Raw genomic sequence first — 14,292 nt, 5'->3', positions numbered from 1 at the left:
GTCGACCTCCTCCCCCACCTCTACGACTTCGCTGGGGTGGTCGACGTGCTTCCACGACAGCTCGGAGACGTGAACGAGGCCGTCCACACCGCCGAGGTCCACGAATGCGCCGAAGTTGACGATGGAGGAAACGACACCCTTCCGCCTCTCGCCCTTGCCGAGCGAGGTCAGGAAGTCCTGTCGTTGCTCCGCCTGCGACTCTTCGAGGAACTTGCGGCGCGACAGAACGACGTTGTTGCGGTTCTTGTCGAGCTCGATGATGCGGCACTCGAGCTCCTTGCCGACATAAGGCTGCAGGTCTCGCACGCGGCGCATCTCAACCAGCGACGCGGGAAGGAAGCCGCGCAACCCGATGTCCAGGATCAGCCCACCCTTGACGACCTCGATGACGGGGCCTGTGACCGTTCCGTCGACGTTCTTGATCTCTTCGATCTTGCCCCAGGCGCGCTCGTACTGCGCTCTCTTCTTAGACAGGATGAGGCGTCCATCTTTGTCTTCCTTCTGCAGGACGAGGGTCTCCAACTGGTCGCCCAGCGAGACGATCTCTGAGGGATCCACGTCGTTGCGGATCGACAGCTCCCGCAGCGGGATCACGCCCTCGGACTTGTAGCCGATGTCGAGCAGGACCTCGTCCTTTTCGATCTTCACGACCGTGCCGGTCATGAGGTCGCCGTCGTTGAACGGCTTGATGGTGGCCTCGATCGCCGCCATGAGGTCTTCCATCGACTCGCCCACGTCGTTCTCGACGATGGTGCCGCCGGCGTAGGTCTCGCCGGAGGTGGAGGGCGCGGTCCGGGTGATGGTCCCGCCGTGCCCGTCGGGGAGCGTCTGCTCGGCCCCCTCCGAGGCTTGCGCAGCCCCGTCTTGCTGATCGCTCATATAGGTGGTTCCTCCTCCACTACAAAGATTTGCCCCCGCGAAGGGGGGCCGGAGGAGTATACGGGGGGCGTAGTTGCCTCGCCACAGCTAGCTCTTCGCGGCCGCCCAGTCCTCTCCGAAGGAGAGGTCGACCGCGAGCGGGACCTCCATCTGGCAGACGCCCGTCATCTCCTGCTCCACGAGCGCGGCCGCCGCGCCCTTCTCCGGCTCCGGAACCTCGAAGACGAGCTCGTCGTGAACCGTGAGGATCATCTTGCTGTGCAGTCCTTCGGTGCGCAGACGGCGGTCCACCGCGATCATCGCGAGCTTCATGATGTCGGCGGCCGATCCCTGGATCGGTGCGTTCAGCGCTTGACGCTCACCGATGGCGCGCATCCTGGGGTTCCCGCTGCCGAGCTCCGGGAGGTAGCGGCGGCGGCCAAACATCGTCGTGGTGAAACCGTCTCGGTGCGCCTGTCGGACCACATCGTCGAGGAAGTCGGCCACGCCTCCGAACTGTTCGAAATACGCGTCCATGATCTCTTCGGCCTCCACGCGCTCCACGTTCAATCGTTCGGCGAGGCCGGGAGCGCCCATGCCGTAGGCGAGGCCGTAGTTCACCATCTTCGCCACCGACCGGTGCTTCGTCGTCAGGTCCTGCGGGTCGATGTCGTAGATGCGGCAGGCGGTTGCCGTATGGACGTCTTCGCCAACGGCGAACACCTCTAGCAGGATCGGGTCCTTGGAGAGGTGCGCCATCACGCGCAGCTCGATCTGCGAGTAGTCGGCGGAGAGCAGCACGTGACCCTCCTCCGGCACGAAAGCGCGCCGGATCTGACGTCCCAGATCGGTTCGGATCGGGATGTTCATGAGGTTCGGGTTGGTGCTGGACAACCGCCCGGTAGCGGCCACGGTTTGGTCGTAGGTCGTATGGATGCGGCCATCGTCGGGATCCACCAACGGCGGCAGCGCGTCGACGTAGGTGTTCTTCAGCTTCGAGAGCTCCCGGTATTCGAGCAGCTTGCCGACGAAGGGATGCTGATCGACCAGCGTGACCAACGCGCGGGCGTCGGTGGAGAGACCCGTCTTCGTGCGGCGTTTCGTCTTCAGCCCGAGCTTGTCGTAGAGCAGCACGCGCAGCTGCGTTGGCGACCCCAGGTTCAGCCGTTCGCCCGCGAGCTCGTAGCACTCGGTCTCCAGCACGCCGATCCGCTTGTCGAGGTCGCGAGCCATCTCGGACAGGTAATCGAGGTCGACCCTGACCCCGACCTCCTCCATGCGCGCGAGCACGGGGATCAATGGGTGCTCGATGGTCCGGTAGAGCTCGATCATCCCCAGCCGCTCCAGCTCCGGCTCGACCACGTCGGTCACCTCTTTCACCGCGAGCGCTCGAAGACAAGCGTCCTCCGCGGCGATCTCCTCGAGCTCCTCGGCCCCGAGATCGAGAGCGCCTTGGCCTTCGGGGGCCGAACGGTCGGCGGTCCCCACCGCCTTCAGCTCGCGGCCGCTGTACTTGCGCGCCACCTCCACCAGGGAGTACGCGGGGGCTCCAGGATCCAACAGGTACGAGCCGATGTGCGTGTCGAACCGCAGACCCCCGAGCCGGATCCCCAACAGGGATAGCCCCAGGGTCAGAGCGCGCCCCCCGTGCGCGACCTTGGCGATCTCGTCGGACTCCAACACCTCGCGCAGCTCGTCGCGCAGCTCTTCCGCCGTGACGCCGCCCCGACCGATAGGCACGTGACCCACCGCACCGTCGTCCCACGCGAACGTCAGCGACCGGGGCCGCCCGCGGACGGATCCCGCAACGACGTCGACCGCTGCGCGCCCCTGCGCCGCCAACTCGTCCCGCAGCTCGCGTAGCAACGCCGGCGAGTCGAAGACGCGGACCTCCAACTCGAACGGCTCGCCCTCTCCCTCGGCGGCCTCCGGAAGATCGGCCATCAGCCGCTCGAGAAGCGTCCTGAACTCGAGGGAGAGGAACCGCTCTCGCACCTCGTCGAGATCCCAGCCGCCCATCTTCAGGTCCTCCAGCCCCACGTCCTCGAGCTCGACCTCCACGAGACGCGACAGCTTCTTGTTGATCGCCACCTGCTCGGCGTGGGCGGCAAGGTTCTCCGCCAGCTTCGGCGTCTGCTCCGCCGCGTGCGCGACGGCCTCCTCCGCGCTGCCGTATCTCTGCACGAGCTTGGCGGCGGTCTTGGTCCCGACCCCCGGAACACCGGGGAGGTTGTCGGACGGATCCCCGTCGAGCGCCTTCAGGTCGACGTACTTCTCGGGCGGCACGCCATACCGTTCCTGGACCGCCTTCGGATCCATCTCGACGATGTCGGTGATACCGCGTCTGTTGTAGAGGACGTGGATGCGGTCGTCGACGATCTGGAAGAAGTCGCGGTCGCCGGTGACGATCTTCACGTCGACCCCGTCCTCGCACGATCTCCGCGCCAGCCCCGCGATGATGTCGTCGGCCTCGTGGCCGGGCAGTTCGTATATGGGGATGTGCATGACCTTCAGGACCTCTCTGATGAGAGGCACCTGCGACGAGAAGGTGTCGGGCGCCTGGCCGCGGTTGCTCTTGTAGTCGGCGTACTCGGCCGTTCGCTCCAGCGGCGCGCCCATGTCGAGACAGCACGCGATGTAGTCGGGCCTCTGCTCCTGCAGCAGCTTGATCAACATCGCGGTGAAGCCATAGACCGCGTTGGTATGCGTGCCGTCGGTCGTGGCGAGGTCCTCGGGCAGCGCGTAGAAGGCGCGGAACGCCAGCGAGTAACCGTCTAGGAGAAGGAGCTTCGGCCGCTTCCGAGCCTTAGAGGGGGCCATCGAGCAGACACTACAATCCGGGCCATGGCCGGCCCCTCGCCCGATCTACGCGATCTGAACCCGGCGTCGAAGGAGTATCTCGAGGCCGTATACGAGCTGAAGGAAGAGGGCCGGCGCGTCCTGCAGGCGCGCATAGGCGAACGCTTGGGGCTCGCTCCCGCGACCGTCTCCGAAGGCGTGAAGCGTCTGGTGGCGGAGGGCTACGTGACGGTGGAGGGCGCGCGCGACATCACTTTGACGCAGCGCGGCATAGAGGTAGCGGAAGCTCTCGTGCGCCGTCATCGTCTGGCCGAGCGCATGCTCGTCGACATCCTCGGCATCCCATGGCACCTCTGTCACGAGCAGGCAGAGGACTGGGAGAAGGTGATGACGCCGGAGGTCGAAGAGGCCATCCTCGCCAAGCTCGAGGGCGAGCCCACGTGTCCTCACGGCAATCCCATCCCCGGCACCACCGGGAGCATCGCGTGGGCGGATCTGAAGTCTGTCGCGACGATGGAGGCTGGCGACGCCGGACGGCTCACGCGACTGCTCGAGGACGTCGAGCTAGATCACGACGTGCTGAAGTTCCTGGAGCAGCACAGCCTCATCCCGGGCAACGACCTGTCGGTCGTGGAGGTGGGGCCGGACGGGACACGCACGCTGGAGGTGAACGGCGAACGCGTCTCGCTGGGCCGTCAGCTGGGCGACAACCTGTGGGTGGTGCCGGCCTAGGCCCAGTCAGCCCCGACCGGCCGTTACTCGTCCGGCGTGCGCGAGGCGAGGTCCTTGTCGAGGAAGAAGAGGCCGTCGCCGCTACCCCCGATGCGACGCAGGTCGTCGACGATCTGACCCACGGTCTTCTCCTCTTCCACCTGCTCGGTGGCGAACCAGTCAAGCCACGCCTGGGACGCGAAGTCCTTCTCCTTCGCGACGAGGTCGTAGAGCTCGTTGATCGAGCGGGTGACGCTGCGCTCATGCTCGAGAGCGGTCTCGAACACGGCGAGCGGACTTCCGTAGTTCGTGGGCGGAGCGTCCAGTTGCTTCAGGTCGACGCGCGAGCCGCGGTCGATGATGAAGTTGTAGAACCTGAACGCGTGCTGCTGCTCCTCGTCGAACTGACGCCGCAACCACGCGGCGAAACCGGGCAGGCTCTCGGCCTCGCAGTAGACGCTCATGCCGAGGTACACGTACGCCGACTGCAGCTCTTTCTGCAGTTGGTCGTTCATCGCGGCTTCTACCTTCTTCGTAAGCATCCCTCTCCTCCTAGTGTTTGTAGTCGTGTTGTGGCGAGGCTAGCGCGGCAAGTGCCGCAACGCCTCTAAGGAGAGCCGAACCTTCCACGTTCGGCTCTCCTTGCGCTTTGCTCGAGAAACCTCCCGAAATCCGGGACATTTCTCGAGCAAAACGGGGGACGTCAGCGGGGGCGGCCGGAGTTGTCCGCCGTTGCCAGAACGGGACGTCCCTCGCGGAAGAAGTGGACGCCGCCGACGACCGCCGCCGCGACCGGAGATCCGATCATGAGCTCGGGCCGCGGTCCGAGCAGACGCGCGTCCAGGCTCGTCCCATCCGCCAGCACCGCGCGCACCAGCTGGTCGTGTCCGTAGAACTCCGCGTCGACTATGCGCGCGGCCGCATATTCGTCATGCGTCAGCCGGACCGCTTCCGGGCGCACCATGACCTCGACCGGCCCGTCGCTGAGGCCGGGGGCGGGCATGTCGCCGACGGGCGTCAGCGCGACCTGGTCGCGCACGATGCCCTTGAAGAAGTTCGCTTCGCCGACCAACGCCGCGACCTTCGAGTCCGCAGGCATCCCGTACACCTCGTGGGGCGCGCCCACCTGCACCACTCGCCCGTTCACCATCACCGCGAGCTCGTCTGCCATCGACAGCGCTTCTTCCTGGTCGTGAGTCACGAAGATCGCAGTCGCTCCGGCCTCCCTCAGGACCTGGCGCACCTCTGCCCTCACCGAGGCGCGCAGCGTCGCGTCGAGGTTCGAGAAGGGCTCGTCCAACAGGATGACCTCGGGCGACGGAGCCAGAGCGCGAGCGAGAGCGACCCGCTGCTGCTGACCTCCCGACAGCTCGTGCGGAAGGCGACGCTCGAGCCCTTGCAGGTCGACCAGACGCAGCACCTCCTGCACCCGATCCCCCTCATCACGGCCGATCCCGAACGCAGCGTTGTGCCACACGTCGAGATGGGGGAACAGCGCCCAGTCCTGGAAAACCATCCCGATCCTGCGACGCTCCGGGGGAACCCAGGCGCCGGTGCCGGCGACGTGTTCGCCACCGACGCAGACGTCCCCGCCCGTGGGTCGCTCGAACCCGGCCATGACACGGAGAGCGGTCGTCTTGCCACATCCGCTGGGCCCCAACAGCGCGAGCAAGATGCCGCGACGCAGATCCAGGTCGAAGCCGGCCAGCGCAACGGTCGAGCCGAACCGCTTGTGCACGCCAGCGCAGCGAAGCGCAAGATCGCGCCCGGTCACTCCGGCCTCACATCCACGCGATCTACCTCGACCTTCCGCGCCAGCACGTAGAGCGGCACGGAACAGATCACCATGAGCATCAGCGCCGGCGCGGCGGCCTTCGAATACAGGCTCACGGATGCCTCCGTCCACACGCGGGTCGCCAGCGTTTCGAAACCGGTGGGCCGCAGTAGCAGCGTAGCGGGAAGCTCCTTCATCGCAGTCAGGAACACCAACGCGACTCCCGCGATGGCACCACGAGAGATCAAAGGCGCGGTCACCTCGATGAAGACCCGCGCTCGGGTCTTGCCGAGAGCGCGTCCGGCCTCCTCCACCCGAGGCCCGACCTGCAACAGCGATCCGCGCAGAGGTTCGGTCATCTGTGGGAGGAACAACACCATGTAAGCGATCACGACGAGCGGGAGGCTCTGGTACAGCACCGGCAGGAGGTTCGAGGCGAAGAAGACGAACGCCAGCGCGACCACGAGCCCCGGCAGCGCGTAGCCGCTGTAGGAAAGGCGCTCCGCGGCACCCGAGAGGCGGCCGGAGTAGCGCGAGGAAAGCAAAGCGACGGGGAGGCCTGCTACCAGGGCGGCGCCCGCGCCTCCGGCGGCCGCGACGATCGATCCTGACGCCGCGGTCCACGGGATCGCAGCGTCGCCAGCGGCCACCGCCCTCAGCAACCACAGGACGATCACCGAGACCGGCCCGAAGAACGCGACCAGCGTCACCGCGGCGCACAGAGCGACAGCCGGCCAGCGCCAGCGGTGCAGCGCGATCGGCGGCAGCGGTCGAGCGGCGCCGGCGCTACTCCGGTGATAGCGCGACCTCCCTCGGGCACGACGCTCGAAGGTCAGCACTACGAGGACGATCGCGATCAGCATCAAAGACAGGATCGCCGCGGGCGTTCGGTCGAAGGCGCCCTTGTACTGGAGGTAGATCGCCTGGGTGAAGACGTGGAAGCGCATCAACGAGACCGCACCGAAGTCGTGGAGCGTGTAGAGCGCGACCAAGAGGCTTCCCGCGGCAACCGAGGGCCGGAGCATCGGGAGCGTCACCGTCTTGAACGTCGCCCATCGAGAGCGTCCAAGGCTACGGGCCGCCTCCTCCAAAGAGGGATCCATCCCGCGCAGCGCCGCGGCAACGAGGAGGAAGACGTAGGGGTAGGTGAACAGCGTCAGGCTGATGAACGCGCCCGGGAAACCCGATACGTCGGGCAACCGGCTGATTCCGAAGGGGCCCTCGAGGGCCCTCTGCAGCAAACCGCGCGGCCCGAAGGCGGCGAGCAGGGCGAAGGCCCCCACGTAGCTCGGGATCACGAGGGGCAAGGACAACAGCACCGTCCAGACACGCCGGCCCGGGAGATCCGTACGAACCGTCAGCCATGCCAACGGCACGCCGATCGCCGCGGCTGCAGCGGTCACCGCGGAGGCAAGGCCGATGCTCCGGGCGGCCAGCTCGACCGTGCGCGGTCTGAGGATGAGGTCCCAGCTCGACGCATCGGCCTCGAGTGCCCGCACGATCAGGTAGACGACGGGCAACAACATCACGGCGCAGACCGCTAGGGAGGAGAGCACGACAGCGCGCGGAGCATGGCTCCGACGCGTGATCGTCGATCGGACACGCCAGGCGTGGGCCGCGTGTGCCATCCTCTAGAACGTCGGCGTCACAGGAGGCCGACCTCCGCGAGGAGCTGCAGCGCGGGCTCCAGCGTGCGACCGAGGTCCGACAGATCCAGCTTCGGAGACTCGATCTCCTCGATAGGAACCAGGTCCTCCTTCGTCTCCACGCCCTCGACCACCGGGTACTCGAACGTCTCCTGGGCGAAGTAGGTCTGTCCTTCGCCCCCGGTGAGGTACTCCACCAGCGCGGCCGCGTCCTCGGCCTTGTCCGACGTCTCCAGGATCGCGACGCCCGCGGTGTTCACCAAGGCCCCGGCGTCGCCACCCGTGAAGAAGTGGTTGGCGACGGGGATGTCACCATCTTCGACTGCGACCTCGTAGAGGTAGTAGTGGTTGACGAAGCCGACCTCGACCTCACCGGCTGCGACGCCTCGAACCGTCGAGATGTTGTCCGGGTACAAGACCGGCTCGTTCGCCTGCAGCCCCTCGAGGAACTCGCGCGTCGCGTCTTCGCCCTCGAGCTGGATCATCGCGGCCACGAAGGCCTGGAACGACGCGTTCGTCGGGGGAAAGCCGATGCGCCCGCGCCAGGCGGGGTCGGTGAACTCCACGATCGACTCCGGAAGGTCTTCCTCGCTCAGGGAATCCGTGTTGTACGCGGCGACCCGGGCGCGCCCGGAGGTGCCGACCCATAGTCCCTCCGGGGAGCGGTACCGCTCGTCGACCCGGCGCAAGATCTTCCGATCCAGCTCCGCCAAGAGGCCTGCCTCTCCCACCGCCCCGAGAGAGCCCGCGTCCTGCGACAGGAACACGTCGGCGGGAGACGACTCGCCCTCTTCGAGGATGGTCGCGGCCAGCTCCGCAGAGTCGCCGTAGCGGATCTCCAGCTCGATCCCTTCCTGTTCCATGAACCGCTCGAAGAGCGGGCCGACGAACGCCTCATCACGGCCGGAATAAACCGTGACAGCGTCGCCCGCCGGGGCCCCGGCCGCGCCCGTCGCCGGCGCCGCGCCCGTCTCTCCACCACACGCGCCGGCCAGCAGCGATACCGCCAGCAGCCCCACGAAGCGCAGCCGCATGATCCCTTTCTCCCTTCCATCGAAGTGCGTAGGCTCAATCTTCGGTCGGCCGAACATTAGCACTTCGGCACCCTGGAGTTAGGGGAGCCTAACCAGAGGCAGGTCGTTGCCTCGCCGCCCGCCGCTCGGCTAGGCTGGCGGCGACTTCCCCGTTCACACTCCGACCGGCTTGGCGCAGCCAAGCGGGTGGCAGCACGAACGTTCGGCGTCAGCCGAACATGACTACAGAGCAACGGCGCTCGCTCCGGCGGCGCCTTTTTCTATGCCTCCGGACCGGTTGGAAAGGTCTTGGATGAGCGTCACCTCGCACCCGCAGTGGGAACGCGACGCCTGTGGGATCGGCTTCGTCGCCGACTCACGAGGCCGCTCCTCGCGCGCGATCGTGGCCGCCGGTTTGGAGGCGCTGTGCCGGGTGAAGCACCGGGGCGCCCTGGCAGCAGACGAGCTGACCGGCGACGGTGCCGGGCTGCTTCTGCCGCTCCCCCACCGGCTTCTGGGCATCGACGATCGAGCCGGCGTCGCGATGATGTTCATCGATCCCGAGCGCGAGGCGGGCGCGCGCGCCGTCGTCGAGGACTGCTGCGCGCAGGAGGGGCTGCTCGTCGAGCGATGGCGGGAGGTCCCGGTGGACGAGCGGGCGCTAGGGGATGCCGCGGCGCGGTCGCAGCCGGCGATCCTCCAGGCGGTCGTGTCGCGTCCCGTCGGGACCGACGAAGACGAGGGCGAGCGATGCGCCTTCCGCGCGCGTCGCAGGATCGAACAGCGCGTGCGAGACCAAGGAATGCGCGCCTACGTCGCGTCGTTCTCGTTCCGCACGATCACCTACAAGGCGCTGTGCGCGGCCGACCGCCTCGCCGAGTTCTACGCGGACCTGGCCGACGAAGGGTGCAACGGTTGGTTCGCGATCTTCCACCAGCGCTTCGCCACCAACACGGCTCCCACTTGGGAGCGGGCTCAGCCCTTCCGCTTCGTCGCACACAACGGAGAGATCAACACGATCAGAGGAAACGTTGCATGGATGAAGGCGCGGGAGGGGAACCTCGGCGCGACCGAGCTCGCGCCGGAAGAGCTGTTGCGCCCAGTGATAGACGAGCACGGGTCGGACTCGGCGATCCTCGACGAGGCGCTGGAGATGTTGACGCGGGGCGGCCGCGGCGTTGCACATGCCGTTTCGATGTTGTTGCCGTCACCGTGGGAAGACGACACCGCGACGGGGCAAGAGGTGGCGGACTTCTTCCACTACCACTCGTGCTTGGTCGAGCCGTGGGATGGGCCGGCCGGGCTCGTGTTCACCGACGGCCGCCGTATCGGAGCCGCGCTGGATAGGAACGGGCTACGGCCTCTGCGGGTGTCGATCTGCGACGACGGCCTGATCGCGTGCGCATCGGAAGCAGGCGCGGTCTCGACGCGAGGACATGGTCGCGTCCGCCGGACCAAGATCGGCGCGGGCAGCCTCTTCTTGCTCGACCCCGCCGAGGGCGGCACGCAGTCGGACGCGGAGATCAAGTCGCGCCTCGCGCGCCGGCGCCCCTACGGTGACTGGCTCGCAGAGCACATCGTCCCGAAGTCGAGCGGGACGCCGCTGGAGGCGCGAGCCGCGGGGGCCGACGTCACCGCCCGCCAGGTCGCGGTTGGGGTGACGAAAGAGGAGGTCACGGTCGTGCTGCGACCGATGGCGACGGAGGGCCAGGAACCGACCTCGTCGATGGGGGACGACACGCCGCAACCACCACTCGCGCTGTTCGCGCGCCCCGTCTTCTCGTTCCTCAAGCAGCGCTTCGCGCAGGTCACCAACCCGCCGATCGATCACCTGCGCGAGCGCCACGTGATGTCGATCAGCACACGACTCGGCCCCCGCGGCCCTCTGCTCCACGAGCGGCCCGAGGCGGCGTCGCTGCGGGAGTACGACAGCTTCCTCCTGTTCCCCGACGGCATCGCCGACCTGCTGCACGACGGTGGTTTCGTATTAGACGCCACCTTCGATCCCGTAGCTGGTCCGGGAGCGCTTGCACGCGCACTCGTGGGCCTGACGGAGGCGGCGCTGCACGCGGTGTCGGGCGGGGCGCGCCACCTCGTGCTGTCTGATGCGGCCGCGGGACCTCGGCGCGTCACGATCCCGATCGCGCTGGCTGCCGGCGCCGTGCATCACGCGCTGCTCAACGCGGGGCTGCGGCCTCGAACGAGCCTCGTGGTCGATTCGGACGAGCCGCGCGAGGCGCACCACGCCGCCTGTCTGTTGACGCTTGGCGTCGACGCGCTGTGTCCGCGGCTCGCGCTGGAGGCGATCGCGACGCTGGCCGCGACCGGACGGCTGGGCGGAGGTGTCTCCGCCGACCTAGCGCAGCGCAACTTCTTCAAAGCCATCGAGGACGGGGTTCTGAAGATCATGTCGAAGATGGGGATCTCGACCCTCGACTCGTACCGCGGCGCGCAGATCGTCGAGGCGGTAGGGCTGGGGCAAGACGTAGTGGAGCTGTGCTTCCGGGGAGTGTCGTCGGCGCTGGGCGGGCTGAGGCTGGAAGAGCTCGCCGGCCACGCGCTGGCGCGTCATGAGGCCGCCTACGGCGCGAGGCCAACCCTCGTGAACACCGGCGTGGTGAAGTTCCGCAGCGGAGGTGAGTACCACGCGATCAACCCCGATGTCGTCGACCTGTTGCAGGAGAGCGCCGGGCTGAAAGACAGCGCCCAGACCCCCGAGATGGACGCGGCCCACGCATTGCAGCGGGCGGCGAAAGGAGACGACGACGCCTACCGCAGGTTCTCGTCGCTGGTGAACGGGCGATCGCCGACGGAGCCGCGCGACCTCCTCGAGCTGGTCGCGGCCGCGGAACCTGTCTCGCTCGAAAAGGTGGAGCCGGCGGCCGCCATCACGAGGCGCTTCTCGACGGGTGCGATGTCACACGGGGCACTGTCGGCCGAGGCGCACGAGACGCTTTCCATCGCACTGAACATGATCGGCGGGATGGCGAACACCGGTGAGGGAGGAGAGGCTCCCGAGCGCTACACCGACGAGCGCAACTCCGGCATCAAGCAGATCGCGTCCGGGAGGTTCGGCGTCACCCCCGCCTACGTGGCGCACGCCAAGGAGCTCCAGATCAAGATGGCGCAAGGATCGAAGCCCGGTGAGGGAGGACAGCTCCCCGGCAAGAAGGTCACGGTCGAGATAGCGCGCCTCCGTCACACGGTGCCGGGCGTGGCGCTCATCTCTCCCCCGCCACACCACGACATCTACTCGATCGAGGACCTGGCGCAGCTGATCTTCGATCTCAAGCAGGCGAACCCGCGCGCCGCGGTGTCCGTCAAGCTCGTGTCGTCCGAGGGCATCGGCACGATCGCGGCGGGAGTGGTCAAGGGGCTTGCAGAGGTGGTGCACGTCGCGGGAGGCGACGGGGGAACCGGCGCGAGCCCGTTGTCGTCGATCAAGAACGCGGGTCTTCCATGGGAGATCGGTCTTGCCGAGGTGCAAGAGGCGCTGGTTGCGAACGGGCTGCGAGGGCGGACACGGGTCCGCGTAGACGGCGGTTTGAAGACGGGCCGCGACATCGTGATAGCCGCACTGATGGGGGCCGACGAGTTCTCCTTCGGGACCGCCGCTCTGGTGGCGGAAGGCTGCATCCTGGTCCGGACCTGTCACCGCGACACCTGCCCGGTCGGGATCGCGACGCAGAACCCGGTGCTGCGGGCGAAGTTTGCCGGCACGCCCGAGATGGTGGCGAGATACCTGACCCTCGTGGCGGAAGAGGTCCGCCTCCTGCTGGCGTCGCTCGGTCTCCGGTCCGTCGACGAAGCCATAGGGCGAGCCGATCTTCTGAGACAACGTGATGTCGGCGCCGGGGGGTTGGAGCTCGGCCCCCTGCTTCTCGACCCGGCAGGACGAGAGACGAGCTTCACCGGGACGCTTCCCATGCAGAGGCCGCGCTCGGATCTAGGGGATCGCCTCTACGAGGAAGCACTCGAAGCGCTTCAGGAGGGACGGGTCGCGGAGCTCGCCTACGGCATCACCACCGCCGATCGCACGGTCGGCGCGCGCCTCGGCTGCGCGCTCGCGTCGGGTGAGGTCCACGCCGCCCCCGGCGCGAGGGTCACGGCCTCATTCGAGGGGGAAGCGGGTCAGTCCTTCGGTTCCTTCCTGGCCGGTCCGGTGGAGCTGCGCCTGACCGGAGAGGCGAACGACTACGTCGGCAAGGCGATGGGCGCCGGCCGCGTCGTCATCAAGCCGCCACCGAACGACGCCGGTGACCCGTATCTGGTGGGGAACACGGTGTTGTACGGAGCGACGGGAGGGCAGCTCTTCGTCGCGGGGCGCGCCGGCGAACGCTTCGGGGTGCGCAACTCCGGCGCGGTAGCGGTCGTAGAGGGCGTCGGAGACCACGCGTGCGAGTACATGACTGCCGGAGCCGTGGTGATCCTCGGCCCCACCGGTCGGAACGTCGGTGCGGGGATGAGTGGCGGCGAGGCCTACGTCTACGACCCGGACGACCAGCTCCTAACCAACCTCAACCGGCAGCTGGTCGCGGCGTACGAACCGACCGAGGGTCAGCTCGAATCGCTGAAGCGCGTGATCGAACTGCACGTCGCTGCTACGGGATCCGAGATCGGCGCCACGATCGTGGAGGAGTGGGACGCGCTCTCGAGCGTCTTCAAGAGGGTCGCGCCCGTGGCCGAGGTTGCTCGCCTCGAGGCGCTGTTCGAAGGCCCCGCGGCCTCGTATGCCTGAGAGCGGCCGTCGCTCGAGCCCAGCGAGGCGAAGTAGCCGCGCGCTAGAGCTCGGCCAGTGCTCGCGCCCTCAGGAAGACGTCGTCCAGCATCCGCTCCGTGAGCCGGCCCGTGAAGGTGTTCTGCTGGCTGACGTGGTAGCACCCGAGCAGGCGGTAGCGCCCCAGCGGGACCTCGCGGCCGTGGCCGAAGCGCGGTTTGGGACGCGGCCTCTCCTCGCCCAGCGCCACCGCAGCGCGCAGCGCCGCGTCCCAGGCGAACCCGCCGAGAGCGATCAACACGCTCACCTCTGGCAGCAGCCCCATCTCGCGCAGCAGGTAGGGGAAGCAGGTATCCCGCTCGTCGATGGTCGGCTTGTTGTCGGGCGGCGCACAGCGCACCGGCGCGGTCACCCATGCGCCGGTCAGCCGGAGGCCATCGTCGACCGAGACCGAGAGCGCCTGGTTGGCGAAGCCGGTGCGGTGCATGGAGCCGAACAGCCAGTCGGCGGACCGGTCGCCGGTGAAGATCCGTCCCGTCCTGTTGCCGCCGTGGGCGGCGGGGGCGAGGCCTATCACCAGAACCTTCGCCGCGGCGTCGCCGAAGGAGGGGACGGGTCTCCCCCAGTAGGTCTGGCCCGCGAAGGAGGCACGCTTCTCCCGCGCCACCTTCTCCCGCCACTCCACGAGGCGGGGGCAGGCGAAACAGGAGGTCACCTCCTCCATCAGGGCGGCCAAGCTCGGCGGGGGAACGGACATATCCGGCAGTATCGGAC

The 14,292-nt window shown here is 67.8% G+C and carries 9 protein-coding genes; 2 read left to right on the top strand and 7 right to left on the bottom strand.

Translation table 11 applies throughout. The features are described from left to right. Positions 1 to 723: S1 RNA-binding domain-containing protein (locus M3N53_12325; protein MDP9069113.1), on the bottom strand; the 723-nt coding region annotated here is incomplete at its 3' end. Between the two features lie 243 nt (positions 724 to 966). Continuing rightward, positions 967 to 3,678, bottom strand: a complete 2,712-nt coding sequence (polA, locus tag M3N53_12320) for a DNA polymerase I (protein MDP9069112.1) — start codon at positions 3,676 to 3,678, stop codon at positions 967 to 969. 24 nt (positions 3,679 to 3,702) lie between these two features. Between polA and M3N53_12315 the strand changes: the two genes are divergently transcribed. Next, positions 3,703 to 4,389 carry a metal-dependent transcriptional regulator gene (locus tag M3N53_12315; protein MDP9069111.1) on the top strand — a complete coding sequence of 229 codons (687 nt, stop codon included), beginning with the start codon at positions 3,703 to 3,705 and terminating at the stop codon, positions 4,387 to 4,389. A gap of 23 nt (positions 4,390 to 4,412) precedes the next feature. On the opposite strand, the gene M3N53_12310 is transcribed toward M3N53_12315, so the two are convergent. From M3N53_12310 to M3N53_12295, 4 genes are all read right to left on the bottom strand, one after another. Further along, positions 4,413 to 4,910 (bottom strand): ferritin, encoded by a 498-nt coding sequence (locus tag M3N53_12310; GenBank protein MDP9069110.1) that lies wholly within the window; start codon positions 4,908 to 4,910, stop codon positions 4,413 to 4,415. A 161-nt stretch (positions 4,911 to 5,071) separates the two neighbouring features. Continuing rightward, entirely contained in the window at positions 5,072 to 6,106 is a 1,035-nt protein-coding gene (locus M3N53_12305; protein ID MDP9069109.1) for an ABC transporter ATP-binding protein, read from the bottom strand. Positions 6,107 to 6,138: 32 nt separating this feature from the next. Beyond that, positions 6,139 to 7,668: an iron ABC transporter permease gene (locus M3N53_12300; protein ID MDP9069108.1), complete on the bottom strand. Its 1,530-nt coding sequence runs from the start codon at positions 7,666 to 7,668 to the stop codon at positions 6,139 to 6,141. 119 nt (positions 7,669 to 7,787) lie between these two features. Then, positions 7,788 to 8,822 carry an iron ABC transporter substrate-binding protein gene (locus M3N53_12295; protein MDP9069107.1) on the bottom strand — a complete coding sequence of 345 codons (1,035 nt, stop codon included), beginning with the start codon at positions 8,820 to 8,822 and terminating at the stop codon, positions 7,788 to 7,790. Between the two features lie 292 nt (positions 8,823 to 9,114). On the opposite strand from M3N53_12295, the gene gltB reads away from it, so the two are divergent. Then, positions 9,115 to 13,539, top strand: a complete 4,425-nt coding sequence (gene gltB, locus M3N53_12290; GenBank protein MDP9069106.1) for a glutamate synthase large subunit — start codon at positions 9,115 to 9,117, stop codon at positions 13,537 to 13,539. A 43-nt stretch (positions 13,540 to 13,582) separates the two neighbouring features. On the opposite strand, the gene M3N53_12285 is transcribed toward gltB, so the two are convergent. Next, positions 13,583 to 14,275: a uracil-DNA glycosylase gene (locus M3N53_12285; protein ID MDP9069105.1), complete on the bottom strand. Its 693-nt coding sequence runs from the start codon at positions 14,273 to 14,275 to the stop codon at positions 13,583 to 13,585. Positions 14,276 to 14,292 lie beyond the last annotated feature (17 nt).

It is taken from the genome of Actinomycetota bacterium, from assembly GCA_030776625.1.
Classification (GTDB): Bacteria; Actinomycetota; CADDZG01; order CADDZG01; family WHSQ01; genus MB1-2.
Note: the sequence above shows the minus strand (reverse complement) of the source record. Positions and strands in the feature narration are given on the sequence as shown.